Here is a 26219-nt window from a genome sequence, read left to right as displayed (position 1 = left end):
CATGCCGGGCGGCCCCTCTCCCCTCTCCTGTTATCTCGTGAAGCTCAGTTGCCGGTCGCGGCGGTCAACTGGACGCGCGCTGCGCGCTGCTGAATCTGATCAAGGACATTGGCGTTCTGCATGAACGGCATCGGGTTCACCGCAGCACCATCGATCCGCACTTCATAGTGAAGGTGGCTGCCCGTCGAGCGGCCGGTCGAACCCATCAGGCCGATCAGCTGACCGCGGCGGACGCGGGTGTTGGCGGCGACGAGGATCTTCGAAAGATGCCCGTAGCGGGTCTCGATGCCCTTGCCATGGTTGACAGTGATCAGGTTGCCATAGCCGCCGAAGCGGCCCGAACGGCCAATCACGCCATCGGCGGTGGCATAGATCGGCGTGCCGATCGGGCCGGGAATGTCGACGCCGGCATGCATGGCGGCGCTGCCGTGGAACGGGTCCGAACGGACGCCGAAGCTGCTGGTCAGCTTGATATTCTCGACCGGCTGCATCGACGGGATCGCGATCACCGTCTGCTCCAGAACGTCGAGCTTCTGCCAGGTCTGGAAGAGCGAGCGGAACTGCGCGTCGGCGCTACCCTCGGCAGTGGCCGCGCCCGCCGCGGCAGCGGCGGCCTCGGCAGAAACCGGCTCGTACGGGCCACCCATGCCGCCGGCGACGTAGCGCTCGGGCTTGATACCCAGGCTGCGCAGGTGACGCGCGGTGAGGTGGAGACGGACTTGCGCGGTCTTGCGCGCCTGCTCGGCGAGCTTCGCCTGACGCGCCTCGACCGCGCGCAGCGGGGCCAGCACGTCGCGGGCCATCGCGTTGGTCTCGGAAACCTGAGCCGCAGGGACCGGCGCACCGACATCCTCGGGCGAACCCTTGCCGGTCAGCACGCCGGCGATGATCTTCTGGCGCTGCTCGACACGCGCGGCGTGGAGCTGGGCTGCCTGTTTCACTGCGGCAACATCAGCTTCCATCTGCGCGACTTCGGCGCGCATCTTCGCGAGCTTCGCTTCGGGGGTCGAAGCCTCACCCGCGATGCCGCTCGCCACCACGGCGCCGAACGCCGCCTGCGAAACGCCATAGGCCGAGAAGGTGACCGTGACGGCAGCGACGCCCGCCAGGATCGCCTGGGTGCGCCCGGCGACGCTGAAACGCTTCAGGTCGCGGCCGTCATGGAAAATGAAATCACGGGTCGTGAAGAAATTGCGGAACCGCGTTACGACGTTCGCGTTGAGTGCAGTGCTGACCATGAGTCCCCGGCAACCACAGACACGCGCCAACAGCGGCACACGCCTTCGTTAAAACCAACAACCTGTCGGGAGCAGCCCCTCCGCACCTGACGGAGGTCGTTAGAACGGCCCATTCAGCTGGGGGCAAGCGCTGCGTAGTAATCGCGCGTTAAACCGGCTGTCGCACGCGCCGAGTCGTTGAATGGCGGCTTAACCGAGCCCCCGAAATAGCGTTCGAGCAGCGATCGCCACTCCGCTTGAGGGGCGATTCGACGCGCTGCGCAGGAGGATTCGAACCAGCGCGTGCCGGCCGCGACATGGCGTATTTCGTCGCTCAAAATCCGCCGCAGAATCCGCGCGCTCGGCTCGTCACCGACCGCCTCGAAGCGATCGATGGTCACCGGTGTCACGTCGAGCCCGCGCGCCTCAAGCACCATCGGCACCACCGCCAGCCGCGCGGCGGCGTCCTGTGCAGTCGCATCGGCCGCTTCCCAGAGCCCGGCATGCGCGGGCAGCGCGCCATAATGGCTGCCCAGCTGCCGCAACCGCCGGTCGAGCAGCGCGAAGTGCATCGCCTCGTCCGCGCCCACCTGCATCCAGTCGTCGGTGAACTCGCGCGGGAATTGCGCGCCGAACCGCCCGGCCATGTCGAACGCCAGGTCGATCGCAACGAACTCGATATGCGCCAGCGCATGGATCAGCGCCGTCCGTCCACGCTCCGATCCGCCGCGGCCGCGTTTGGGCATGCGGTTGAACGGCAGCAACTCGGGCTCCGCTGGCCAGGCAGGCCGATCGGGCATCGCGACGTCGAAATCATGCGCCAGCCGCCCGAGCCGCCAGTCGCGCGCCGCCTTGCGCGCCGCCGCGACCTTCGCCTTCGGGTCTGCGGTCAGCAGGACCGCGCGGGCCGCCTGCGCCACCGTCTGCATCAGCGCGCGCCCAGATCCTTCGCCGCCGCCAGCACTGCCTCGACATGACCCGGGACGCGCACCTTGCGCCATGCCTGCACCAGCTTGCCGCCGGCATCGAACAGGAAGGTCGAGCGGTCGATCCCCATATATTTGCGGCCATAGAGCGATTTTTCGACCCAACTGCCGAATGCTTCCAGCACCTTGCCGTCGGGGTCGGTCGCCAGCGTTACGGTCAGATCGTACTTGGCCGCGAACTTGCGGTGCTTGGCCGCGGTGTCGCGCGATACGCCGAGCAACTGCACGCCCAGCGCATCGAATGCGGCCTTCTCCGCGCTGAACTCCTGCGCCTCGCGCGTGCAGCCCGCGGTATCGTCCTTGGGATAGAAATAGAGCAGCAGCGGCGCACCCGCATAGCGGTCGAGCGCGAAGGGCCTGTCGTCGCTGTCGAGCAGTTCGACCGCTGGAATCCGGTCGCCGATTTCGATCGTCATGCGTGTTTCTCCGATACGGCCGCCCAGGCCTGCGCCACCTCCTGCCGATGCCGGTCGAGCGCGGCAAGCACCGCGTCCCAATCCGCCGCGCCGACTGCATGCGCGACCACAGCACGGGTTGCCGGCGCCGGCGGCTGCGCATCGGGCGCGACCAGCCGGAGTGTCACCAGCAGACGGGTGAGGAACTCGAGCGCCGCTATAAGTTCCACAGGCAACAGATCCGCAGCCGCAAGCAGCCCGATCGCCCGCCGCAGCTCAGGATCGAACCCGGTGCGTCGCACCAGCTGTTGCGTGTGGACCGCGAATTCCAGATCGACCAGCCCCCCCGGCAGCAGCTTGGCGTCGAGCGGTCCGGCGGGCGGTTTGTGCGCCGCCATGTCCGCCCGCATCTTGCGCGCCTCGGCAACGACGTCGCGTTCGGGCCGCTCGCCGTGCAGCACCGCATCGATCACCGCCTGCACCTGCGCGCGCGCCGCCGCCGATCCGAACACCGGCCGCGCGCGGGTCAGCGCCATATGCTCCCAGGTCCAGGCGTCCTCGCGCTGATATTTCGCGAATCCGTCGAGCGAGACGACCAGCGGCCCCTGCCCGCCCGAGGGCCGCAGCCGCGTATCCACCTCGTACAGCGCGCCCGCCGCGGTCGCGACCGATAGCGCCGCGATCACCCGCTGCGCCAGCCGGTTGTAATAGGTCACCGCCCCCAGCGGCTTCTCGCCATCGGACTCGGCCAGATGGTCGCCGGTGAACAGGAAGATGAGGTCGAGGTCCGAAGCATGGGTCAGCGCCCCGCCTCCGAACCGGCCCAGCGCCAGCACCACCAGTTCGCTGTCCGGCACGCGCCCGTGACGCACCGCGAACTCGTCGATCGCCGCCCGCGTCAGCACCTGAAGCGCCGCCTCGGCGACGCGCGCATAGCCCGCCGACACGTCGAGCGGATCGCTTGCCCCGGCAACGATCTGCGATCCAAGTGCGAATCGCTTCTCGCCCACCAGCCGCCGCACGCGATCCAGCAGTCGCTGATAATCGTCCCCCGCCTCACCCGCGCCCAGTTCGTCGGCGAGCATTGCAACATCGCCTACCGGCGCCAGTGCGGTCGCGTCGATCAGCCCGTCGATCAACTCCACCCGCCGCGCCAGAGCCTCGGCCAGCGTGGGCGCGTGGCTCAGGATCGTGCTGAGCAGTTCGGTCAGCCGCGGGCTGGCTTCGAGCAGGTTGAACAGGTTGAGCGCGCTCGGCAGCCGCGACAGGATCGTATCGAGCCGGGCCAGTGCCTGATCGGGATCGGGCGCCGATCCGATCGCCGCGATCAGCCGCGGCAATACCGTCTCCAGCGCCGCGCGCGCAGGGGCGCTGCGCAGCGCCGGGTAGCGCGCGTCGCGCCACCCGGCGACCAGCCGCGCCGCCGCTTCGGTATCCGCAAACCCCGCCGCTGCGCATGCCTGCTCGACGCCCGATTCATTCGCCACCTGCGCGCCGGCTTCCGGCGCATCGTCGAGCGAATCATAGACGCGGCCGACAAACTCGACATGCGGACGGAGCAGGTCGAGCAGCGCCGCACCGTCCACCAGCCCATGCAGCCGCGCGACGCGGTCGAGCCCCTCACCGTCGGGCAGCTGGTGTGTCTGGCGATCGTCGATCATCTGCACGCGATGCTCGATCGTGCGCAGCAGGATATAAGCGTCGGCGAGCTTCGCCGCGTCCTCCGCATCGATCCGCCCCGCCTCGGCAAGCGCGGCCAGCGCATCGAGCGTCGCCGGCGCGCGCAGCGCAGGGTCGCGCCCGCCATGGATCAGCTGGTGGATCTGCGCGAAGAACTCGATCTCGCGAATGCCGCCGCGCCCGCGCTTCAGGTCATAGCCGGGCCCGAAGGCCTGGCCCTGCGCATGATGGTCGCGGATGCGGCGCGAAATGCCGCGGATCTCGCGGATCGTCCCGTAATCGAGCGCGCGGCGCCAGACGAAGGGACGGATCGTCTCGAGAAACTGGCGGCCGAGACCGGTATCGCCGGCGGCGGCACGCGAACGGATAAATGCCGCACGCTCCCAGGGCAGCGCCTGCGATTCATAATAGCTGATCGCCGCCTCAACGGGCAGGACGATCGGCGTCACCTCCGGCGAAGGGCGCAGCCGCAGGTCGATGCGCACCACATAGCCGTCGGCATCGCGCGCCTGCAGCAACTCGACGACGCGCCGCCCGACACGCACCGCCGCCTCACCGGCATCTTCGCGCTCGCGGTGCGGGAAGGTGTCAGGATCGAAGATCAGGATCGGATCGATGTCCGACGAATAGTTGAGCTCGCGGCTGCCCTGCTTGCCCAGCGCGATCGCGGCGAATCCCTCTGGTGCGGCGCCCGGAACACGCTCGGCCACCGCGGCGGCGATCGCCGCATCCAGCGCATAGTCCGCAAAGTCCGACAGTGCCTGCGTCGCGGTCCGGAAATCGAGCAGCCCGGCCAGATCGCCGAGCGCCACACTCAGCGCCAGCCGCCGCCGCTCGATGCGCAACCTTTTGCCAACCGGCATCGCGGGATCATCGATCCGCACCTGCGCCAGCGGATCGGCCAGCACCTGCGGCAGGCGCGCGAGCAGTTCGGTTTCGCGCTCGATCAGGTGCGCCAGAAAGGGCGACCAGACCCGCGCCCGCTCGATCGCGTCGCGCAGCGCGCCCGCATCGCCATTCATCCCGTCCATCGCGAACCGGTCAGGCGATGAAAGCGCATGATGTCAAGCAACAAAACCGGCGATCGGTCGTTTCAATGTTCATGGTTCGTCACGCCACCCCAGAGGGCAATGCGCAGCAGCCGGCCGGCTATCGCGTGGAATTGCCGCGTCCGCACGATGCGATCGGCGTCGTTCTGCGCGATTCCTATTTGCGCGATATCGAGCTGCCCGAAGACATGGCCGTATTACTGCGCCGGATGAACGGCGCCCGGAACGGCAGGGCGCACAACGACAAAGGCTGAACCCGGGGCTGATTTCGGAAACCGGCTTCGCCCCGCCGCGATCAGCGGTCGCGGCTCAGCTGATTGACCTCATCCATGATCGTGTCGAGCGCGGTGCGCCCGTCGCTCTCGGACTCGCGGCGCGACGGAAGGTTGCCGTCATTCATCAGCGCCTCGAGCGCGACGCGACCGCGCGCCACACGGCTCTTGATCGTGCCGACCGCGACCCCGCAGATCTCGGCCGCCTCCTCATAGGCAAAGCCCCCCGCGCCCACCAGGATCAGCGCCTCGCGCTGGGGTTGAGGCAGGTGCAGCAAGGCGCGCTGCATGTCCGCCAGATCGACATGCTTGTCCTGCGCCGCCGGTGCCGCCAGCAGGCGATCCGCGACCAGATCGTCCCATTCGCCGCGGAAGCGCGCACGGCGCATCTGGCTCAGATACAGGTTGCGCAGGATGATGAAGGTCCAGGCGCGCATATTGGTGCCCGCCTGGAACCGCTTGCGTGCCGCCCATGCCTTGAGCAAAGTTTCCTGGACCAGATCGTCGGCGACGTCGCGGCTGCCCGAAAGCGACCGCCCGAACGCGCGCAGATGCGGGATTACCAGAGCGAGTTGCTTCTTGAACTCCGGATCGGAGAGCGAAACATGCTCAGCCGGCGGCGCATCGTCCTCGCCTTCCTGGTTGGTATCGGTCATTCGGGTCCGTTCGTTCTCGCCCGCCAAATGCGGCTTCGCTTCAGATAGATACGCTGGTCGCACCCGCCCCTCAACCCGCACTGTAAAGCAGGTAGACGGCGTAGATGGCGATGATCAGCACCAGCGAGACCGACAGGATATAGCGGGTCATGTGCGGCGTGGCGCCGGCACGGACACGCTCGGTGTCGATGTGCATGGGTTCGTCGGGATCGACCATGCAGCATCAACACTTGAGAACCGTTTTGGCTCCGTAAGAAATGGAACCCGCGGTCGCTCCTTAGGTCGCCGGCACCGTCGACTGATCGAAGAATAGCGCCTGGCTGATCGCTGCCTTCACGGTCGATCGCTGGAAGGGCTTGGTGATCAGGAAGGTCGGCTCGGGCCGCTCGCCGGTCAGCAGCCGCTCGGGGAAGGCGGTGATGAAGATCACCGGCACGTTGAACTGGGCAAGGATGTCCTTGACCGCATCGATGCCCGAACTGTCGTCGGCAAGCTGAATGTCGGCCAGCACCAGCCCGGGCCGGTCGTCCATCGCCAAGGCGACGGCTTCATCGCGGGTCACTGCGACTCCGGTCACTTCATGCCCCTGGTCGCGGACGATCGTCTCCAGATCCATCGCGATCAGCGGCTCGTCCTCGATGATCAGCACGCGCGCGCGGGTCTGGCTGTCGATCTCGGCCAGCGCCTCGGCGACGAGGGTATCAACCGATTCCGGCGTTTCCTCGAGCAGATAGGCGGCGTCTTCAGCCGTGAAGCCTTCCATCGCGGTCAGCAGCAGGGCCTGGCGCGAGCGCGGTGCGAGCCGGGCAAGACGCGCGCGCGCAATCGCCTCATTGTCGCTCAGCGGGTCGGCATCCTCGACACGCTCGTCGGGATGGGTCGAACCCCAGATCGCCTGGAAGGTGCGGTAGAGGCCAAGTCGCGGATCGACCTCGCGCGGAAATTCGTCCGGCGCGGCGACGATCGCTTCCAGCGTGGCGCGGACATAGCGATCGCCCTCCATCTGGCTCCCGGTAAGCGCGCGACCATAACGGCGCAGAAATGGAAGGTGGGGGGCAAGCTGCTGTCCAAGCGACATGGTCTTTTCATTCTCCTTCGGATCGCTGCCCTTGTGCTGGCGGCGATTTCGCAATGCAAGTCATGCTGCGCTGTCCGAAGAATGCCCCTCCCCGGATTTCGCATCAGCCCTATGGAACCAACGAGCCGTAAATTGGTTTCACGCGACGCATACATGTGTACTTGTGTGTACCCGGCGGCTTGCGGCCGGCGGCGTTTTTGTGCATCCGCCCATTTCCCAAGGGCTTTGAGGGGGACGAAGTGCGTTCGGCCGATCAGAAGAAAAAGGAGCCGCTTGGGCGGACTGGCGGCGGGATGGCTACACGCAAGGACCGCAATATCGGCGAGGCGCTTCGCCGCGTCTATCAGGACGCCGCCGACGAACGGATCCCCGATGATCTGCTCGATCTTCTGAGCAAGCTCGACTAAACGCATGAACCCATGGACGGGGACGAGCTGACACACCGCACGCGCGGCCGCCCCCTTGCCGCGATCGCGCGGATGCCGACCGGCGCCAAAGTTTTCCTGATTCTCAGCGCGGGCCTTCTTCCGCTCGCGCTCATCGCCTTCTTCGCATCGCTGCAGACCACCCGCCTCGCCGATCAGGAGGTCCGCGGCCGCCTGCGCCTCGCCAGCGCCGAGTCCGCACGCGCCCTTCGCAGCGAAATCGCCTGGGAACTCCGCGAACTCCGCACTGCGCTCCCTGCGATCGAGGGTGCGCCGCCGAATTGCGGGCGGCTTGCAGGCGTGTTCGAGCCGCAGGCGATGAACGGCGTGCGTTACGCGCTGCTCGATACCGACAAGCGGCTGCTGTGCGGTACGCCGCTGCCCACCGCGGGCAACCAGACGCTCGCCCGTGGCGGCTCCGCAGTGCACCTGCTCCCCGATTCGGGCGCACAGATCGAGGTGACCGGATCGACCGGCTACATCGCACGCGCCTTCTTCCCCACACAGTTCCTCGCAGCGTCGGCTGAGCCGAGCGGGATGACGCGCGACTATGGCATCACGCTGGCGAGCAACGAGACATCGCTGGCGCTGCGCCGCCTGGCCGCAAGCGGCCCGCTCGACCGGCGCGAAGTGCAACGGGTCGATCTGGGGGTTCAGGGCCTGTCGCTCGAGATGACCGTGGGCAGCGCGCCCATCACCTCATCGATGGTGATCGCGGCGCTGTCGCCCTTCCTGATGTGGCTGCTGGCGGCGGGCATCGCCTGGTTCGTCGTCGATCGCCTGCTGATCCGGCCGCTGCGCCGCCTGCGCCGTACCGTCAGCGCCTATCAGCCGGGCGAGTTGATCGACCCGGAGGCCGGCAGCGACATCCCGGCGCAGGAAATCCGCGAGCTGGGCGAAACCTTCCGCGGCCTCAGCCGCACCGTCCAGGCGCACGAACTCGATCTTGCCGAGGCGCTGACGCGGCAGACCAAGCTGACGCGCGAGGTGCACCACCGCGTCAAGAACAACCTCCAGGTCATCGCCAGCCTGATCAATTTCCACGCCCGCGGCGCGAAGTCGGGCGAGGCACTGGGCGCATATGCCTCGATCCAGCGCCGCGTCGATGCGCTGGCGGTGGTCCATCGCCACCATTATGCGGGGTTCGAGGAAACGCTCGGCATCGAGATACGCCCGGTGATCGGCGAGTTGGCGTCGAACCTGCGCGCGACCGCGCCCGAGGATTCGCGGATCGGCATCGTGCTCGACGTCGATCCCTGGCTGGTGTCGCAGGACAATGCCGTCGCAATCGCGTTCCTGATCACCGAGATCGCGGAGCTGGCGATGAATGTGAGCCATGCGGCGCAGATCCATATCGCGATGAAGGCGAGTCCGCAGGATACGGGTCAGGCAGTCCTGCAGATCGGCTCGCCCGCGCTGTCGGATAGCCCCGAATTCCACGATCTCTACGACAATCGCTACGGACGCGTAATCGCCGGGCTGGTGCGCCAACTCCGCTCGCGGCTCGATCATGACGCGGCATCGGGCGCATTCGCGCTTTCGATCGCGGTTGCAGGCCGCCACTAAAAAAATCGAAAAAAGTTTCGGGGAACGCGGAACCGGCAGGTGCCGACCGCGTTCTGCACCTCGGATAGTGACCTTTTGCCCCCCCGCTCTCGCTATCCACGAAACAGGCCCGGACGCATCCACCCTCCCCCCCCCGGTGATGCGTCCGGGCCTAATTCGTCTTCAGGGCAAAGGATTTCGGCGCTGTTGCGGAACGAAGCCAGCCGCCGCACATTGATCCCCGGCAATTCGAGATGGAGACTGAAGATGCGTAAGCTGCTTGCGATGGCGCTGGTTGGACTGGCCCTGTCGGCGTGCAACACGATCGAGGGCGTGGGCAAGGACGTCAAATCGGCGGGTGACACCGTCGCCAAGACTGCCGACGGCGCCAAGTAATCAGGCCTGAAAGCCTATTCTCCGGCGGCGGCTTCGGCCGCCGCTTCCTTTTCGCTTTCCTTTTCCCGGCGGCGGCGCGTGAACCAGATCGCGACCAGCGAGAGGAAGTAAAGCCCGCACAGCGGGATGGCGAGCAGCAGCTGCGACCCGATATCGGGCGGCGTCAGCACCGCGGCGATCGCAAACGCCGCCACCACCGAATAGCGCCAGGCGCCCTTGAGCTGCTCATAGGTGACGATGCCTGCCCGCTCGAGCAGCATCAGCAGTACCGGCAGCAGAAACGAGATGCCGAACGCGAACAGGAACTGCATCACGAAGCCGAGATATTTCTCGGCATCGGGCAAGGCGACCTGTTCGACCCCTCCGCCAAGTTCGCCCTGATATCCCAGCAGGAAGTGCAATGCGGTCGGAATCGTCACCCAATAGGCCAGTGACGCACCCGCGACGAACAGGGCCGGGGTCGCGAGCAGGAAGGGCAACAGCGCCTTCTTCTCCTTGCGGTACAGACCCGGTGCGACGAACTGCCACAGCTGAACGGCGACGATCGGAAACGCGACCATCACCGCGGCGAAGAACGCGACCTTCAGCTCGACGAAGAAGCCGCCCATGATGCTGGTGAAGACCAGCTTGTCCTGCCCCGCCTGTGCGAGCGGATGGACCAGGAAACCGTAGATCGGCTTCACGAAATAGAAACAGACCGCGAACGCCAGCACCAACGCGAGCACGCAGTAGAGCAGCCGGCGGCGCAGCTCGATCAGATGTTCGAGCAGCGGGGCTTCGGTGCCTTCGAGTTCGTTGTCGCTCACGATGCGGCCTTCTTGCGCGGCGCGCGCGGCTTGCGGGCGGGCTTGGCGGGCGCTTCCTCGATCGCGGCGTCGGCCGCCTCCGGTTTCAGCGCGGGCGGCTCGACGGTCGCAGGCGGCGCATCCTCGGGTTCGACCGCCGCGGGCGCGGTGCCTTCGGGATTGGGGTCATAGACCGGCGCGGGCAGCGCCTTTTCGGGCGGATAGTCGCGCATGATGCGCGCATTCTCTTCCGCCCATTTCTTTTCCATCTCGGCCAGTTCGGCCTCGCGGACCATATTATCGAAGCCGCTGCGGAACTGGCGCGCGACGCCACGCGCCTTGCCGACCCAGTGGCCGACGAAGCGCATCGCCTTGGGAAGATCCTTCGGCCCGATCACCAGCAGGGCGACGATCGCCACCACCAGGAATTCAGGCGCGTTGAAATCGAGCATCTATCGACCGGCCCGGAAGGCCGCGGCACGGGGCCGCGGCGTTGAACTCAACGCTCTTCCGGCGTCGAACGCGTTTCGGCCGCACTATTCTGCGGCTGCGGATCGGCGACGCGCTTGGCCTCGATCTCGGCGGGCTTGGCGGGCGTCTCTTCCTCTTCCGCCATGCCCTTCTTGAACTGCTTGATGCCCTTGGCCACGTCACCCATCATGTTCGAGAAGCGGCTGCCCCCGAACAGAAGGATCACGAGAACACCGACGATCAGCCAGTGCATCAGACTCATACCACCCATCGGAACTCTCCGTTGATTCCCGGCCCATCTAGTCTTCTTCGTCGGCGGTTACCATGGTTTCCGCACCGGAATGCGCGGCCTCGAACGCGAGATCGACCGGGTCGAGCAACCCCGCCGCACGCAGATCGTCGATTCCGGGCAAATCGCGCCGGCTGGCGAGGCCGAAATGCGTGAGGAATTCCGCCGTCGTCGCGAACATCAGCGGCCGCCCCGGCACCTCACGGCGGCCCGCCGGGCGGATCCAGCCCGCCTCCATCAGCACATCGAGCGTGCCCTTGGAAATCTGCACCCCGCGGATCGCCTCGATCTCCGCGCGCGTCACCGGCTCGTGATAGGCGATGATCGCCAGCGTCTCGATACCCGCACGGCTGAGCTTGCGGCTGTCCTCGCGGTCGCGGCGCAGGAAATTGGCGAGATCGGCGGCAGTCTGGAAATGCCAGCGCCCGCCGCGCTCGACCAGTTCGATCCCGCGTCCGGCATAATGCTCGGCCAGCGCCGCCAGCGCCGCGGCGAGATCGACCTCTTCCCCGACATAGGCGCGGATGTCGGCGATCGTCATCGGCTGCTCGGCGGCGAACAGCACCGCTTCCACCGCACGCATCGTTTCGTCGGGCCGGGTCATAGCTGCGCAGCCTTGAGATAGAGCGGCGCGAACGCCGATTTCTGCTTGAGTTCCACCCGTCCCTGCCGTGCCAGCTCGAGCGCCGCAACGAAGGACGAGGCAAGCGCCGACTTGCGGTACAACCCCTCGGCCTCAGCGGGCAGGAAGCTTTCGATCGTGCTCCAGTCGATCCGCTCTCCGACCAGCTCGGAAACGCGCGCGATCGCATCCTCCAGCGTCATCACCGGCCGCACCGCGACGACATGGAACACCGGGCGGGTACGCGCGCTGATCTGCCCATAGGCCGAAATCAGGTCATAGATTTCCGCCTGCCAGCGCGACTTGCGGACAACCTTCAGTCCCTCGGGCGCGCCACGCGGAAAGACGTCGCGGCCCATCCGGTCGCGCGCGATCAGCCGGGCGCCTGCCTCGCGCATCGCGTTGAGCCGCTCCAGCCGCAATTGCAGCCGCAGCGCCAGCTCCTCCGGACTCGGCTCGATCTCGGGATCGCGCGGGAGCAGCAGCGCCGATTTGAGATAGGCCAGCCACGCCGCCATCACGAGATAGTCGGCCGCGACCTCCAGCTTCAGCTCGCGCGCCTCGTTCACATAGGTGAGATACTGGTCGACCAGCTGGAGGATCGACAGCTGGCGCAGATCGACCTTCTGGTTGCGCGCCAGCGCGAGCAGCAGGTCGAGCGGCCCTTCCCAGCCGTCGATATCGATGGTCAGGGCTTCGGCCGCTTCGCTCATCGGACGACGCCAAAAGTCCCAAAAGTCACACTGACACGCGCGCGAGCGCCACCGAGCCGCGCGACGCCGCGTGGAAGATCAGGCGAGCGCAAGCAGCTCGTCCCGCTTGGCGATCAGCGCGTCCATCGGCGCGTCCTCCGGCCGGATGCTGGCCATTGCGCGTTCGAGCCGGGCCAGCGTCGCCGCCGACGCGTCGCCGAGCCGCCCGGCGATCTCCACCATCTCGTCCATCCGCGCCCAGCAATCGAGCGCGACATCGCAGCCCGCGGCGATCGCCGCCGCCGCCTTTTCGCCCGCCGTGCCCGACAGCGCCTTCATGTCGATATCGTCGGTCATCAACAACCCGTCGAAACCGATCCGGCCGCGGATGACATCCGCGATCACCGTCGGTGAGAGCGTCGCGGGCCGCTCCGCATCCCATGCCTCGAACACGACATGGCAGGTCATGCCCATCGGCGCGTTGGCGAGCGTGCGGAACGGCTCGATGTCGCGCTCAAGCTCAGCGTCAGACGCCTTGACCACGGGCAGCTCGTAATGGCTGTCGACCACGCCGCGGCCGTGACCGGGCATATGCTTGACCACACCGACCACCCCGCCCCGCGCCATGCCGTCGAGCATCGCGCGGCCGAGCGCCGCGACCTGCATCGGGTCCGAGCCGAAGGTGCGCTCGCCGACCGCGGGGGTCGTCTCCGGCTGGCGCACGTCGAGCAAAGGTGCGCAGTTCACATTGACCCCGACCTCGGCCAGCATCAGCGCGAGCGCATGACCATTGGCGCGCGCCGCCTCGATCGCCGAGGAGGGGGCGAGATCATAGAGCCTGTCGAATGCAGGCCCGGCGGGAAAGGCCGGCCATTCAGGCGGCTGCATCCGCGCGACACGCCCGCCCTCCTGATCGATCAGGATCGGCACATCGCCGCGGCCCGACAGGTCGCGCAGGCTGTCGGTCAGCGCCAGCATCTGCGCGCGCGTCTCGCAGTTGCGCTTGAACAAGATATAGCCGAGCGGGTCCGCGTCTCGGAAGAAGGCACGCTCGTCAGCAGTGAGCGCGGTGCCCGAGAGGCCGAAGATGACAGGCTTCATGCCGCATCCCCAACATGACAGGCGGTTGACGAAGTTGACGCATATGCGCGGTTTTTCGCGCGGGCACAGGAACGGCTAGGCATCCGCCGACTAGATCAGGCGAAGTCCAACTTTTCCAGCGGAAAGCGTTGAGCTCCTCCCCTTCAGGGGAGGTGGCAGCGCAAAGCGCTGACGGAGGGGCCGCCGCGCAGACGGCGGTTTTCAACCGCCACCCCTCCACCACCGCCTTCGGCGGCGGTCCCCCTCCCCTGAGCAAGCTCAGGGGAGGACTATTAGTTCGGCGCGAGGAAGCAGGCTTCGCCCGCCGCCTTGAGCTTGCCGCACAGCTCACTCGCCTGGCTGTTGCTGCCGGTGTTGACGCGCAGGCGGTAGACGGTCTTGCCGTTCACCTCCGCCTTCTCGACCGATTTGCCGAGCGGCGCGAGATAGTTGAACCGCTTCGACAGCCGTGCCCATGCCGCGTTCGCGCCCGCTTCGGCCGGGAAGGAGCCGAGCTGGATGATCGCGCTGCCGGCTGATGCCCCTGGCGCGCGCTGCGACGGAGCCGCCGCCTTCGCGACAGCGGGTGCCGACGGCACGCTCGCGGTGACACGGCTGGTACCCGTCACCGGGGCCGGCGCCGCCTTGGGCGCTGCCTTGCCGGCGACCGGCGCCTCGGGCACCGCGCCGACATTGATCGATCCGTTGGTGGTCGCGCCCTCGCTCGCCGCGAAGACCGTGTCGCCCGCGCCATCGACCTTCATGCCGCCGGGATCGTCGGGCTTGACCTTATAGTCGCCCTCGGCGGCGTTGATCAGCGCGCCGCTGCCGCCGCCTCCGCCGCCGGTACGCTGGAACACCCACCAGCCGCCGCCGACCGCGGCGACGATCACTGCGAGACCGGCGATCGCGGTCAGCAGCTTGCCGAGGATCGGCGGCTTCTCTTCATAGTCATCATCGGCCGTTTCCAGCCAGGGCAGCCGGTCTCCGGTCTCGAGTTCGTCCGCGACGGCCTCATCGACCGCGCTTTCCGGCTTATCCTCTCCTGCGTTCATCAGTTCAGCTCCTGAACCGCCTCCACGCCCATGATGCTGAGGCCATTGCGGATAACCTGCCCGATCGCGTCGGCAAGGGAAAGCCGTGCGCATGTTACTTGTTGATTGTCGGGCAACAGGAAGCGGCGCGACGGATCGTCATTGCCCATATTCCACAGCGAGTGGAATTCGGCCGCCAGATCATAGAGATAGAAAGCGATCCGGTGCGGCTCGCGCGCCGCTGCCGCGCCTTCGACCGTGCGCGGGAACTGGGCCGCCAGCTTCACCAGCGCGAGCTCGCGTGTATCAAGCAGGGACAGATCGGGGGTACCACAGGTGATCCCCGCCTCCGCCGCGCGCCGGTGGAGCGATGCGATTCGCGCATGGGCGTACTGGACATAGAAGACCGGATTGTCCTTCGACGCCTCGACCACCTTGGCGAAATCGAAGTCCATCTGGGCATCGGCCTTGCGGGTGAGCATGGTGAAGCGGACGACGTCCTTGCCGACTTCGCTCACCATGTCGGCAAGCGTGATGAAATTGCCCGAGCGCTTGGACATCTTCACCGGCTCGCCCGCGCGGAGCAGGCGGACCATCTGGACGAGCTTGACGTCGAAGCGGGTCTTGCCCTCGGTCAGCGCCGCGACCGCCGCGACGATCCGCTTGACCGTGCCGGCATGGTCGGCGCCCCAGATGTCGATCAGCTGGTCGGCTGCCTGCGCCTTCTGGAAATGATAAGCGAGGTCGGCGCCGAAATAGGTCCATTGCCCGTTCGACTTCTTGATCGGGCGATCCTGATCGTCGCCGAACTTGGTCGAGCGGAACAGCGGCAACTCGACCGGCTCCCAATCCTCGGGCGTCTCGCCCTTGGGGGCTTCGAGTACGCCGTCATAGACCAGGTCGTGCTTGCGCAGCCACGCCTCGGCCGCCTCGGGCTTGCCCGCGGCCTGAAGCTCAGCCTCCGAGGAGAAGAGGTCGTGATGGATGCCGAGCTGGGCGAGATCGTCCTTGATCATCACCAGCATCGACGCGACCGCTTCCTTGCGGAAGAGTGCGAGCCATTCGCTTTCAGGCTGACCGACGAATGTGTCGCCATATTCGGCAGCGAGCTTTTCACCGACGGGCTTCAGATACTCGCCGGGATACAGACCCTCGGGGATCTCGATGCTTTCGCCGAGCGCCTCGCGGTAGCGCAAATGCGCCGAGCGGGCGAGGACGTCGACCTGCCCGCCCGCGTCGTTGACATAATATTCGCGCACGACCTTGTGCCCGATCGCCTCGAGCAGGCTGGCGAGCGCGTCGCCCACCACCGCGCCGCGGCAATGGCCCATGTGCATCGGGCCAGTCGGGTTGGCCGAGACGTACTCGACGTTGACGGTGATCCCGGCACCGGTGGTCGAGCGGCCATAGGCGTCGCCGTCGGCGTTGATTGCCTGAAGCTCGTCGCGCCAGGTGGCGTCGGTGAGGCTCATATTGATGAAGCCGGGGCCGGCGACCGACACGGCCGAGACCTCGTCGAGCTTCTCCAGCTCGGCGGCGATCTTCTCGGCCAGGGCGCGCGGGTTGGTGCCCGCGGGCTTGGCGAGGACCATCGCGGCGTTGGTCGCGAGATCGCCATGGCTGGCGTCGCGCGGCGGCTCTACCGTCACCGCGCGTCGCTCCAGCCCCGCCGGCAGGTCGCCCGACGCGACGAGCGCATCGAGGGCAGCATCCAGATGGGCGGCGAAACGGGTGTAGAGCGTCATTTGCTGGTCCGATGATTGCAGGAGGCGGGCGCTCTAGCGCACCCGCACGCGTTCGTCACGCGGCGCGCGTTTCCGCAAGTCGGCGGCGGCGCGCGGTGATCGTGCCGTGCGCGCCGAAGATGATCAGCCCGGTCCAGATGAACGCGAAGCAGATCATGTGCGCGGTGGTCATCTTCTCGCCGAAGAAGGTGATGGCGAGGATGAAGCCGATCGTCGGGGCAAGATACTGGAGCAGCCCCAGCGTCGAATAGGGCAGGCGGCGCGCAGCGGCGGCGAACAGCAGCAGCGGCACCGCGGTGACCACGCCCGAAGCGATCATCAGCAGCGTCGGCGCCCAGCCGGTGCCGAAGGTCAGCCCCTGCCCGCCGCCCAGCCAGGCAAGATAGCCGAGCGCGAGCGGCGCGAGGATCAGCGTCTCGAGCGCGAGGCCCTCGAGCGCGCCGACCGGGGCAACCTTGCGGACGAGGCCGTAGAAACCGAAGGTGAAGGCGAGCGTCAGGCTGATCCAGATGCCCCCGCCCGCACCGAGCGCGAGGACGGACACGCCAGCCGCGGCAAGCGCGACCGCGACGATCTGCGCGGCGTTGAGCTTCTCGCGCAGCACGACCACGCCGATCAGGACGTTGACCAGCGGATTGAGGAAATAGCCGAGGCTCGATTCGAGCACATGGTGGTTCTGGATCGCCCAGATATAGACCAGCCAGTTGGTCGAGATCAGCAGCGAGCTGGTGGCGAGGTAGAGCATCGTGCGCGGATTGCGCAGCGCCTCAAACACCGCCGGGCCACGCCGCACCGCGACGATCACGGCGGCGAGGAACGCCACCGACCACAGCACGCGCATCGCGACCACTTCGCCGACATCCGAGCCGGCGAGCAGCCAGTAGAAGAGCGGGAGCACGCCCCAGATGCCATAGGCGCCCAGCCCCTGGATCAGCCCGGTGCGGTCGAGGCGCTCGGGCGCTGGGGCAGGATCGGCACGGGCCATGGCGGGGAAGTAGGGATGATGCTGCGCTGCGCCAAGGTATCGCGCGCGCTATTTCGCCAATCGAAACTGTTGCTTGCGAAAGCTTACTTGTCCTTGCGCGAAGCCTCGACCTCTGCCGGGGTGACGCCGAGCAGCTTTGCCCAGTCGATGCGGACCAGCGCGACCAGTGCGGCGAGCATCGTTACCTGGAGGAGAATTCCCCAGGGGCTGCTGAGCGTTTCCATGAAGGCGTCGCCGATGCTCGACTGCTGGATCTTGCGCGCGGTCCAGCCATAGAGGCTGTAGGTGATCAGCCGCCCGACGAAGAAGGCTGCGGTAAAGCCGAGCAGGGGCACGCGCGCGAGGCCGACCGCCATGAACAATTGCGCCGACGGCAAGGGCGAGAGCAGGAACAGGCCGAGCGCGAGGATGACGTTGTGGCTGCGGCGGTGGAGCGCGATCCGCGCCGCCTCCAGATTGTCGCGAAGATGCTGCGGCAGCCGCGAGGCGAAGATACGGCAGCCCCAGGCCAGCGTGAACCGCCCCAGCGACGCCGCCACCGCCGCGGTCACCACCAGCGCCCAGAGCGGCAATTGGCCGTTGAGCCCGTAGAGCACGACGATCGACCAGGTCGGCGGCGCGAAGGCCGGCAACAGGTTCAGGCCGAAGACGAGGAAGAACAGGCCCACATAGGTCATGCGCCTTGCGTGAGGCCTGACCGGCGCTCAGGCAAGCCAAAGCTTCAGGCGCGGATCAGGCCGCCGATCGGTTTCGCGGACTGGCCGGGGAACAAGGCGGGCATCGCGCGCTGCGGATCGATCCCGAAGTGCCTCGCCACCGCGCCGCCGATCACGCTGTCGAGGCCCGCGGTCGGCTTGAGATCCCGGCCTTCATAAAGCGCGGCGTCGTCCAATCCGGGCCAGTCGGCGGCGACGCGTCCGCCCTGCACCGCGCCGCCGAGCAGCCACGCGACCGAGGCAGTGCCGTGATCGGTGCCCTGGGTGCCATTGATCTTGACCGTGCGGCCGAACTCGGTCGCGACCAGCACCAAAGTCTTGCTCCAGAGCGGCCCCAGCCCGGTCTTGAGCGCGGCGATCATCTGGTCGAGGCCATTCAATTGCCCCGCAAGCCGTCCGCGCTGCTGGGCATGCGTGTCCCAACCGCCGGTCTCGATCATCGCGATCCGCGCGCCATTGTCGGGCACGAGCAATTTGGCTGCGAGCGCACCGGTCGCCGCGGCGTTGCGGCCATTGTCGGCGGCGAGATCACTGGTGAGCGCACGCGTCGCCGTCGCCTGTTGCCAGATCGCGTGGAGTTGCGGATCCTGTGCGTAGAGCATCGACACGCGCGCGAGCAGGTCGTCCGACGCATCGGGCAGGCTGGACGGGGCATAGGACGACACCTCGACACGCCCGCGCATCGCCATCGGGATCGTCGCGGCGACCGCAATCGCCTTGCGTTCGTCGTTCGGGAGCACGCCGAGCAGTCGATTGAGCCAGCCGTCCTTGAGCTGGTACGCCGCCGTCCCGCCGCTCTCGAGCACATTCTGTGCGTCGAAATGCGAGCGGTCGCGATAGGGCGAAGCCACCGCATGGACGAACATCGCCTCCTTCGCGGCATAGAGCTGGGCGACATTCTGGAGGCTGGGGTGCAGCGCGAACATCGCGTCGAGCTTCACCGCTTCGGCGAAATCCTGCGTGAGCACGCCGCGCTGCGCGGCGAAAGCCGGGTCGCCGACCGGCGCGACGGTGGCGAGACCGTCGGCGGCACCGCGCTGGATGATGAAGACGAAGCGCCTGTCGGTCGCCGCCTGGGCAAAGGCGAGACGCGGGGCGAACCCCAAGGAAAGCGCGCCAGCGGTACCGGTGGCGATGAAGTTGCGGCGTGAAAGCATGACCTATCTCCGCAGGAATTCGGGCGAGACGAGCATCAATGCGACGCTTTGTGCCGGGCTTTCGGCACGGGCGATCGCCTGGGCCGTCGTCGCGCTCAGGGCATCGGGAAAGAGCTGCGCGGCGCGGGTGCGGCCGTCGATCGTCTCGCGGGTGCGCGAGGCGAAGCGTTCGGCCGCCTCGACCCGGCGCATCACCGCGTCGGGGCCGGCCCAACTCGCGGCGATATCGTCATAGCCGGCAGGCGATCCGGGCCGCCACACCGGCTGGCCAAGCTGGTTCATCAGCCCGAGCACGGCCTGCGCGGGAACTTCCTGCGTCCCGAGCGCGCGCATCGTCGAGATCGACCATTCCCACGGCGTCTTGAACTTGACCGGCTGGGGTACCCACGCCTCGGGCGCGTCGATCAGCGCGCGATAGACGGTGGGCAGGTCGCCGCCGGATTTGAGGAAGGCGGTTTCGAGCTTGCCGACCAGCGCCGCAGGCGGCTCGTCCCCCGCGAAATGGCGCGCGAGCTTGGTCGCGAGATGCTTCGCGGTGGCGGGGTGGACCGCGAGATCGTCGAGCACCGCGGAAGCCTGCGCCTCACCCTGCTGGTCATAGCGTTTGCCGATGATCGTCCGCGGCCCCGCCTCATGGATGCGCGGCGCGAAGGCAAAGCCGCCCGCTTCCCCGCCTGCCTGTGCCAGCCGTGCGCCCTGCCCGCGCCCCAGGCCCGCGACTGTCCAGCCGGTCATCGCGCGCGCGAATTCGGTGACATCGGCCTGAGTGTAGACGGAGCGGACGCCGAGTGTGTGCAGTTCCATGATCTCGCGCGCCAGATTCTCGTTGAGGCCGAGGCGCCGCTGGCCTTGCTCGCGCTGCGCGAAACGCTGGCCGATGGGACTGTTCGGCCCGACCGATTGCGCCTGATCGAGATAGAGCAGCATCGCCGGATGCCGCTCGACCGCGTGGAGCATGTCTCGGAACCTGCCCAGCACATGCGGGCGGATCGCGTCGAACTCGAACCCGCCGGTCAGGCCGACCATGATCTGCTTGTCCGCCGACACGGCGAAATGGTTGGCCCAGAAATGCACCAGCCGCTCGACAAAGGGCGTGTCGCTCGCGACCGCGGCCTGCGCGCGAACACCCACCGCCTGCGTATAATAGTCGCGGCCACGCTGCCGCGCAGCCTGCCGCGCCTCCTGCGTCACGGCATCGGCATTCTGGCCGTCGCGCCGCGCTGCGCGCGTCTGCATCTGGACGGCATCATAGGCGGCAGCCAGATCGGCGGCGAGCGCCGGGGTACGGGGATAGACCGACACAGCGGCGGGCAGCACCGCGAACCGCTCCATCTGCTCGATCAGCATCCGGCGCGGCGCGGCGGGAGGTGCTTCATTCGCGCGCGCGCCCATGCCGAACCGGTTCAGCGCGATACTGGCTTCGGACATGGCCCTCTCCGATCGTTCGCGGCGACATTATGCGCGCTTTGTCGCAAATCTTTGCCAGCAGCGCATTTTCGTCCCGCCGGGACAACGCCCGGACGGCTGCGCCGGACGCAATCGCACATGCATCCTTCGCGATTGGCGGTTGCTGCGTCGCAACATAACCTCGCTCACAGAACATAAGGGGATGTCGATCTGGCTCTGCAAACAGGGAGAAAGATCGTGATCAAGACCTTCATCAGCGCCGCCGTCCTCCTCAGCCTGCCGGTTGCAGCCTATGCCGGCGAGCGGACCTTCACCCGCGACGGCGTGACCTATGTCTACTCCAGCGAGCAGCGCGGCGAGACCACGGTGCTGAGCGGCAAGGCACTGCCCAACGGCTCGGCCTACACGCTTACCGTCCGCGGCCGGAAGGTGACGGGCCATGTCGGCGGCACCCCGGTGTCGTTCAGCATCGCCAAGCCGCTCGTCAAGAAGGTCGAGACGGCGCAGCGCTGAGCGTGCTTTCCGGTCCGGCCATGCCGGACCGGGTTCGGCACCAGCCCGCTCCCCCACCCGGCCACCCAACGCCAGTGTATTCTATGGGTGGCTAGGTGGGGGAGCGGGCTGGTGCCGCCAGCGAAGCCTAGAACCCTTCGGGCAGGTCGATCGGGCCGACTGCCTCGCGATAGCGCGTGATCGCGTACCGGTCGGTCATGCCGGCGATGAAGTCGGCGATGTGGCGGCTGCGCCAGGGCTCGTCCGCGGGCAGGCAATCGCCCCAGCCTTCGGGCATCAGCGCCGGATCGGCGCTATAGGCCGCGAACAGCCCGGCCACGATCCCCTGCGCCGTATCCGCCGCCGCGACCTGACGCGGATGATGGTAGAGATTGGCGTACATGAAGCGCTTGAGCGTCCGCTCCGCCTCCCGCATCTCGTCCGAGAACACGGCCAGCGCGCGGCCCGCGGCACGCACCTCTTCCACGGTTTCGACGCCCGCCTCGGCAACGCGGCGCTGCGTCTCGGCGATCAGGTCGTTGACCATCGTCCCGATCTGCGCGCGGACCAGCTCGCGCATCAGCCGCTTGGTGTCCGCTCCGGGAAAGCGCGCGCGCACCGCGTCCCAGCCCTGCGCGACGAGCGGCACGTCGAGAAGCTGGTCGAGCGTCAGCAGACCGGCGCGCAGCCCGTCGTCGATATCGTGATTATCATAGGCGATATCGTCGGCGATCGCGGCCACCTGCGCTTCGAGCGAGCTGTGCGTGCCAAGCTCGAGCGGAAATGCCGCATCCGCCGCCGCCAGCGCCCAGCCGGGATGCCGCACCGGGCCGTTATGCTTGGCCAGCCCCTCCAGCGTCTCCCAGCTCAGGTTCAGCCCGTCCCAGCCGGGATAGGGGCTGTCGATCACCGTCAATGCGCGCAGCGTGTTGCCGTTGTGATCGAACCCGCCCTGCCCCGTCAGCGCGTCCTTCAGCGCATCTTCCCCGGCATGGCCGAAGGGCGGATGGCCGATGTCGTGCGCGAGGCACAACCCCTCGGTCAGATCCTCGTTCAGGCCGAGCGTGCGCGCCACCGCGCGGCCGATCTGCGCCACCTCAAGGCTGTGGGTCAGGCGGACGCGGAAATGATCGCCGTCGGGCGCCATGAACACCTGGGTCTTGTGGCGCAGGCGGCGGAAGCTGATGGAGTGGATGATGCGGTCGCGGTCGCGCTGAAAGGCGTCGCGGGGGCCGCGCGCTGTACCGCTGCCTTCACCGTGCAGCCGGCCGCGGCTCAGCGACGGATCGCTGGCATAGGGGGCCAATGGCCTCATGCGGTGCAGCGCGGCGATACGGCTCGAATCGGCATCGCCGCGCGATAGATCATTTCGCTGCGAGTTTCTCGATCTTCTGTCCCGCCTCGCTGCTCCAGGCGAAAGCGGACACGCCCTTCTTGCCGATGGTGTTGACGAAGGCCTGTGCCTCCGCCGGCGTCTTGAACGGCCCGACGAGCAACCGGTTGGTGAAGCGCAGCGGCGTCGTCCAGGGCTGGCGCCCCTTCAGTTCCACAGGCGCCTTGGCGAGCAGCCCCCGCCACGCCTTGGGCAGGTCGCTCACATTGGCGCCGCCCGCGACCTGAACCCAATGGCGCACCGGATCGGTCTTTGCCGGATCGGGCTTGGCCTTTTCCTTTGCGGCCGCCTTGCCCTTGGGCGCAGCCTTGGGGTCTCCCGGCTTCGCCGCCGCGGCCTTGGGATCGGCTGGCTTCGCACCAGGGGCCTTGGGGTCCGCAGGCTTGCCGCGCACCAGCTTGCCGGTCTCGGCCTTGGCCGTTTCGGGCTTCGGCGCTTCCGCTTTAGCCTTGACCGGCTCAGGTTTCGGTTTGGCGGGTTCGGGCCTGGGGCGTTCGACCGGCGGCCGCGGGGCCGGGGTTTCGGCCTTGGCGACCTCGACCGGCGCGGGCGGCGGGGCAGGCTCGGGCTCCGCGCGGCCGGGCATGGGCGCGACGCCGAGTTCCGACGCCGGGATCGTGATCCCCGCGATGATCCGTGCGATGACATTGTCCTCACCGCCGATACGGGGCGGCGGCGGAGCCGCTTCCGCCATTCGGGCGGGCGGCACCTCGTTTGCTGCGGGCGTTGCCGCCGCAGCAACGGCAACCGGTTCAGCCACGGGAGCAGCCGGTTCGGCCGGCTGCGCTTGCGTCTCGGCAAGCCGCTGCGCCTCGGCGAGGCGCCGGGCCTCGGCAAGCCGTTCCGCCTCCGCGAGGCGCTTCGTCTCGGCTTCGCGCGCGGCGAGCTCGACCGCAGCGCGCTCACGGGCCTGTGCCTCGGCGACGCGGCGCGCCTCCGCTTCGCGCGCTGCCAGTTGCTCTGCGGCGACGCGTTCCGCCTCGCGCTGCCTTGCCGCCAGCGCCTCACGCTCCTGCTGCGCCTTGAGATCAGCAAGGCGCTTCGCCTCACGCTCGCGCGCCAGCCGCGCCTCGGCCTGCTCGTTCGTCCGCCATCCCAGCGGTTCGCGCACGCCCGAGTTGCGCGATCTGGCATTGCGGCGATCCGCCTGGCCGGAATCGGCCTGTGGCTCGCGGCGCGGCACGTCCGCCGCCGCGACGGCGACGCCCGACTCCTGCCCCAGCCGCGACAAGGGTGGCGCAAGCTGCGCGTCGGCGATGCGCGCGGCGGTACGGCGCAACTCGCCGAAATGAACCGCGAAGGCCTTGTCGGACGCATTGAGCGTCGGCAGCCGCCGGAAGAAGGGCGCGAGCGCCGTTCCGACGCCGCCCATCATGCTGGCCGCAATCTTGTCCGCCCCGGCCGCGTCGCCGCTCATCGCCAGGATGAAGGCGCGCGCGCGCCACCCAGCGCGGTCGCTGCGGCGGAGCAGCGGGTCGAGCACGCGCATCGCCTCCCCGGTCTGCCCGCTGATCCCGAGCGAGAGCGCATAGCGCCGGATCGTCTCGTCATCGGCCGCACCGCGCATCGCCGTGCGATATTCGCGCTGCGCATGGCCCTGCGCACCGATCAGATCATAGGCGAGACCGCGATCGGACGCATAGTCGTCCATCGCCAGCCCATGACGCTCAGCCTCCGCGAACAGGCGCAGCGCTTCGCCCGGCCGCTCCATCCGCACCATCACCATCGCCTGACCGGCCAGCACGCGCGGATTGGAAGGATCGACTGCCTGCGCACGGGCGAAGAACCCGGCCGCGGCAGCGGCATCGTTGAGCCGCGCGCTCATCTCCCCCGCCGTCAGCAGGGCACGGACGTTGCGCGGGTCGCGCGCCAGCGTCCGCATCTCCTCGGCCAGCCGGTCGGCGTTGGGGGTCGGGACCGGCGCTACTTCCTGCGCGGATGCCGGTGAGGCGGCGCAGACAGCGAGCGCGATCAAGGCGGCGCCCCAGCGGAATCGGATGCAAAGGCGAGGATCACGTTTCATGCGATGTCGCCGCTACACAGGTGCGCGCCTGAACCGATACTGTCGAACCGCGGCGTCATCGTCAGGACGAGACGCCGCAGCGACGAGACGCGCAGGTCAGGTTACTGGTTGTTCTGGCGGTTGAGGAAACGCGGGATATCGAGCGAGTCCTTGGCGTCGTCATCCTTCGACGCATTGCGTGCCGCAGCCATCCGCTCGAACAGCGTGCCGCCGGTCCGCGGCTTGGGCTCTTCGGCGGCCGGAGCCGGCTCATCGTCGCCGCCACCGGTCAGCCAGCGGCGCCGGATCGTCGGCTCGGGCGGAAGATCGTCGGCAGCCGGCGTTTCGGGCACAACCGCATCCGAACCCAGCACCAGTTCGTCGGCAGCTTCCTCAGCAGGGAGCGGCGCTTCGAGCGTCAGTTCGTCCTCGGCGGCCGGCGGGGTCGCGGCAACGGCCGGATCCTCGAACGAGGCAACCGGCTCGGCGGGCGTTTCGGCAACCGGCTCGGGCTCGAACGCCGGAGCAGGCTCGGGCGCGGCGGGCGCCAGCGGGCGGCGCACCGAACCGAAGGAGAAGCTGCGCGCGGCGTCGGCCGCAGGCGCTGCGACCGCAGGCTGTACGCCATCGGCCTCTATACCGGTCGCGACGACCGAGACGCGGATCTTGCCTTCCAGCTCGGTGTTGAACGCCGAACCCCAGATGATGTTGGCGTCGTCGTCGACCAGCTCGCGGATATGGTTTGCGGCTTCGTCCACCTCGAGCAGGCGCATGTCCTCGCCGCCGGTGATCGACACGATCACGCCCTTGGCGCCGTTGAGCGACACGCCGTCGAGCAGCGGATTGGCGATCGCCTGTTGCGCCGCCTCGATCGCGCGGCTGTCGCCCGACGCTTCGCCGGTGCCCATCATCGCCTTGCCCATCTCGCTCATCACCGAACGGACGTCGGCGAAGTCGAGGTTGATGAGGCCGGGCATGACCATCAGGTCGGTGATGCCGCGCACGCCCTGCTGCAGCACCTCGTCCGCCATCTGGAACGCTTCCTTGAAGGTCGTGTTCGCATTGGCCACCAGGAAGAGGTTCTGGTTGGGGATGACGATGAGCGTATCGACGTACTTCTGAAGCTCCTCGATGCCGGCATCGGCCGACTGAGCGCGCTTCTTGCCTTCAAAGGCGAACGGCTTGGTGACGACGCCGACCGTGAGGATGCCCATGTCGCGCGCGGCCTTGGCGATCACCGGCGCTGCACCGGTGCCGGTGCCGCCGCCCATGCCGGCCGCGATGAAGCACATATGCGCGCCGTTGAGCGCCTCCTGAACCTGCTCGATCGTCTCCTCGGCAGCGGCACGGCCGATCTCGGGACGCGAACCCGCACCCAGGCCCTGGGTGATCTTCGCGCCAAGTTGGATGCGGTGCGCCGCAGTCGATGACTTGAGCGCCTGCGCGTCGGTGTTGGCGACGAGAAACTCGACGCCCTGCACTTCCGCGTTGATCATGTTGGCGATCGCGTTGCCTCCGGCTCCGCCTACGCCGATCACGGTGATCCGCGGCGTCAGCTCGTCGAGGTCGGGCGGGAGGAAATCGATGCTCATCTTACCTATTCTCCTCAGGCCCCACGCCCCACGAGTGGCGCCTGCTTAATCCCTGTTT

The 26219-nt window shown here is 67.8% G+C and carries 27 protein-coding genes; 5 read left to right on the top strand and 22 right to left on the bottom strand.

All coding sequences use genetic code 11. From position 1 onward, the window contains the following. Window positions 1–44: 44 nt before the first annotated feature. From AC07TU_RS06845 to AC07TU_RS06830, 4 genes are all read right to left on the bottom strand, one after another. Window positions 45–1238, bottom strand: a complete 1194-nt coding sequence (locus AC07TU_RS06845) for a M23 family metallopeptidase (protein WP_495187173.1) — start codon at window positions 1236–1238, stop codon at window positions 45–47. Between the two features lie 113 nt (window positions 1239–1351). Next, complete coding sequence (locus AC07TU_RS06840; protein ID WP_495187172.1) at window positions 1352–2146, bottom strand: ferritin-like domain-containing protein; 795 nt, start codon at window positions 2144–2146, stop codon at window positions 1352–1354. Further along, a complete protein-coding gene (locus tag AC07TU_RS06835; RefSeq protein ID WP_495187171.1) occupies window positions 2146–2619 on the bottom strand; it encodes a peroxiredoxin in 474 nt (157 codons plus the stop codon). The genes AC07TU_RS06840 and AC07TU_RS06835 overlap by 1 nt, the downstream gene beginning before the upstream one ends. Continuing rightward, on the bottom strand, window positions 2616–5309 hold the full coding sequence (locus tag AC07TU_RS06830; protein WP_495187170.1) for a bifunctional [glutamine synthetase] adenylyltransferase/[glutamine synthetase]-adenylyl-L-tyrosine phosphorylase: 2694 nt from the start codon (window positions 5307–5309) through the stop codon (window positions 2616–2618). The genes AC07TU_RS06835 and AC07TU_RS06830 overlap by 4 nt, the downstream gene beginning before the upstream one ends. 17 nt (window positions 5310–5326) lie before the next feature. Between AC07TU_RS06830 and AC07TU_RS06825 the strand changes: the two genes are divergently transcribed. Then, on the top strand, window positions 5327–5581 hold the full coding sequence (locus AC07TU_RS06825; protein ID WP_495187169.1) for a hypothetical protein: 255 nt from the start codon (window positions 5327–5329) through the stop codon (window positions 5579–5581). Between the two features lie 41 nt (window positions 5582–5622). On the opposite strand, the gene AC07TU_RS06820 is transcribed toward AC07TU_RS06825, so the two are convergent. The 3 genes from AC07TU_RS06820 to AC07TU_RS06810 all read right to left on the bottom strand — a co-directional run bounded on the left by AC07TU_RS06820 (window position 5623) and on the right by AC07TU_RS06810 (window position 7333). Further along, window positions 5623–6255, bottom strand: coding sequence for a sigma-70 family RNA polymerase sigma factor (locus AC07TU_RS06820; protein ID WP_495187168.1), 633 nt, complete (start codon window positions 6253–6255; stop codon window positions 5623–5625). Window positions 6256–6325: 70 nt separating this feature from the next. Further along, complete coding sequence (locus AC07TU_RS06815; protein WP_495187167.1) at window positions 6326–6451, bottom strand: hypothetical protein; 126 nt, start codon at window positions 6449–6451, stop codon at window positions 6326–6328. Window positions 6452–6532: 81 nt separating this feature from the next. Then, window positions 6533–7333, bottom strand: a complete 801-nt coding sequence (locus AC07TU_RS06810) for a response regulator (RefSeq protein ID WP_495187166.1) — start codon at window positions 7331–7333, stop codon at window positions 6533–6535. A 293-nt stretch (window positions 7334–7626) separates the two neighbouring features. On the opposite strand from AC07TU_RS06810, the gene AC07TU_RS06805 reads away from it, so the two are divergent. The 3 genes from AC07TU_RS06805 to AC07TU_RS06795 all read left to right on the top strand — a co-directional run bounded on the left by AC07TU_RS06805 (window position 7627) and on the right by AC07TU_RS06795 (window position 9699). Further along, window positions 7627–7740, top strand: a complete 114-nt coding sequence (locus AC07TU_RS06805) for a NepR family anti-sigma factor (protein WP_495187165.1) — start codon at window positions 7627–7629, stop codon at window positions 7738–7740. A gap of 12 nt (window positions 7741–7752) precedes the next feature. Continuing rightward, complete coding sequence (locus AC07TU_RS06800; RefSeq protein WP_495187164.1) at window positions 7753–9324, top strand: sensor histidine kinase; 1572 nt, start codon at window positions 7753–7755, stop codon at window positions 9322–9324. A 246-nt stretch (window positions 9325–9570) separates the two neighbouring features. Next, window positions 9571–9699 (top strand): entericidin A/B family lipoprotein, encoded by a 129-nt coding sequence (locus tag AC07TU_RS06795; protein WP_495161606.1) that lies wholly within the window; start codon window positions 9571–9573, stop codon window positions 9697–9699. Window positions 9700–9713: 14 nt separating this feature from the next. Here AC07TU_RS06795 and tatC read toward each other — a convergent pair whose 3' ends face one another. The 12 genes from tatC to AC07TU_RS06735 all read right to left on the bottom strand — a co-directional run bounded on the left by tatC (window position 9714) and on the right by AC07TU_RS06735 (window position 20703). Continuing rightward, on the bottom strand, window positions 9714–10508 hold the full coding sequence (gene tatC / locus AC07TU_RS06790; RefSeq protein WP_495187666.1) for a twin-arginine translocase subunit TatC: 795 nt from the start codon (window positions 10506–10508) through the stop codon (window positions 9714–9716). Next, window positions 10502–10936, bottom strand: coding sequence for a Sec-independent protein translocase protein TatB (tatB, locus tag AC07TU_RS06785; protein ID WP_495187163.1), 435 nt, complete (start codon window positions 10934–10936; stop codon window positions 10502–10504). The genes tatC and tatB overlap by 7 nt, the downstream gene beginning before the upstream one ends. Before the next feature lie 47 nt (window positions 10937–10983). Beyond that, window positions 10984–11226, bottom strand: a complete 243-nt coding sequence (locus AC07TU_RS06780) for a twin-arginine translocase TatA/TatE family subunit (protein ID WP_495187162.1) — start codon at window positions 11224–11226, stop codon at window positions 10984–10986. Between the two features lie 28 nt (window positions 11227–11254). After that, window positions 11255–11848 (bottom strand): SMC-Scp complex subunit ScpB, encoded by a 594-nt coding sequence (scpB, locus tag AC07TU_RS06775; protein ID WP_495187161.1) that lies wholly within the window; start codon window positions 11846–11848, stop codon window positions 11255–11257. Next, window positions 11845–12579: a segregation and condensation protein A gene (locus AC07TU_RS06770; RefSeq protein ID WP_495187160.1), complete on the bottom strand. Its 735-nt coding sequence runs from the start codon at window positions 12577–12579 to the stop codon at window positions 11845–11847. Before AC07TU_RS06770 ends, scpB begins: the two co-directional genes overlap by 4 nt. A gap of 78 nt (window positions 12580–12657) precedes the next feature. After that, window positions 12658–13659, bottom strand: coding sequence for a beta-N-acetylhexosaminidase (gene nagZ, locus AC07TU_RS06765; RefSeq protein WP_495187159.1), 1002 nt, complete (start codon window positions 13657–13659; stop codon window positions 12658–12660). A gap of 272 nt (window positions 13660–13931) precedes the next feature. Beyond that, window positions 13932–14693: an SPOR domain-containing protein gene (locus tag AC07TU_RS06760; RefSeq protein ID WP_495187158.1), complete on the bottom strand. Its 762-nt coding sequence runs from the start codon at window positions 14691–14693 to the stop codon at window positions 13932–13934. Beyond that, complete coding sequence (argS, locus tag AC07TU_RS06755; protein ID WP_495187157.1) at window positions 14693–16417, bottom strand: arginine--tRNA ligase; 1725 nt, start codon at window positions 16415–16417, stop codon at window positions 14693–14695. The genes AC07TU_RS06760 and argS overlap by 1 nt, the downstream gene beginning before the upstream one ends. A 55-nt stretch (window positions 16418–16472) precedes the next feature. Beyond that, a complete protein-coding gene (rarD, locus tag AC07TU_RS06750) occupies window positions 16473–17402 on the bottom strand; it encodes an EamA family transporter RarD (protein ID WP_495187156.1) in 930 nt (309 codons plus the stop codon). Between the two features lie 83 nt (window positions 17403–17485). Then, on the bottom strand, window positions 17486–18079 hold the full coding sequence (locus tag AC07TU_RS06745) for a hypothetical protein (protein WP_495187155.1): 594 nt from the start codon (window positions 18077–18079) through the stop codon (window positions 17486–17488). 44 nt (window positions 18080–18123) lie between these two features. After that, window positions 18124–19275, bottom strand: a complete 1152-nt coding sequence (locus AC07TU_RS06740; protein WP_495187154.1) for a DUF1501 domain-containing protein — start codon at window positions 19273–19275, stop codon at window positions 18124–18126. 3 nt (window positions 19276–19278) lie between these two features. Then, window positions 19279–20703 (bottom strand): DUF1800 domain-containing protein, encoded by a 1425-nt coding sequence (locus tag AC07TU_RS06735; RefSeq protein WP_495187153.1) that lies wholly within the window; start codon window positions 20701–20703, stop codon window positions 19279–19281. A gap of 216 nt (window positions 20704–20919) precedes the next feature. Here AC07TU_RS06735 and AC07TU_RS06730 point away from each other — a divergent pair, with 216 nt between their 5' ends. Beyond that, complete coding sequence (locus AC07TU_RS06730; protein WP_495187152.1) at window positions 20920–21195, top strand: hypothetical protein; 276 nt, start codon at window positions 20920–20922, stop codon at window positions 21193–21195. A gap of 127 nt (window positions 21196–21322) precedes the next feature. Here the strand turns inward: AC07TU_RS06730 and AC07TU_RS06725 are convergent, their stop codons facing one another. The 3 genes from AC07TU_RS06725 to ftsZ all read right to left on the bottom strand — a co-directional run bounded on the left by AC07TU_RS06725 (window position 21323) and on the right by ftsZ (window position 26161). Continuing rightward, window positions 21323–22489, bottom strand: a complete 1167-nt coding sequence (locus AC07TU_RS06725) for a deoxyguanosinetriphosphate triphosphohydrolase (protein WP_495187151.1) — start codon at window positions 22487–22489, stop codon at window positions 21323–21325. Between the two features lie 49 nt (window positions 22490–22538). Further along, window positions 22539–24542 carry a tetratricopeptide repeat protein gene (locus AC07TU_RS06720; protein ID WP_495187150.1) on the bottom strand — a complete coding sequence of 668 codons (2004 nt, stop codon included), beginning with the start codon at window positions 24540–24542 and terminating at the stop codon, window positions 22539–22541. 149 nt (window positions 24543–24691) lie between these two features. Continuing rightward, a complete protein-coding gene (gene ftsZ, locus AC07TU_RS06715) occupies window positions 24692–26161 on the bottom strand; it encodes a cell division protein FtsZ (protein ID WP_495187149.1) in 1470 nt (489 codons plus the stop codon). Window positions 26162–26219: the final 58 nt, after the last annotated feature.

This window comes from Sphingomonas sp. GW821-FHT03E12 (assembly GCF_059420685.1).
Note: the sequence above shows the minus strand (reverse complement) of the source record. Positions and strands in the feature narration are given on the sequence as shown.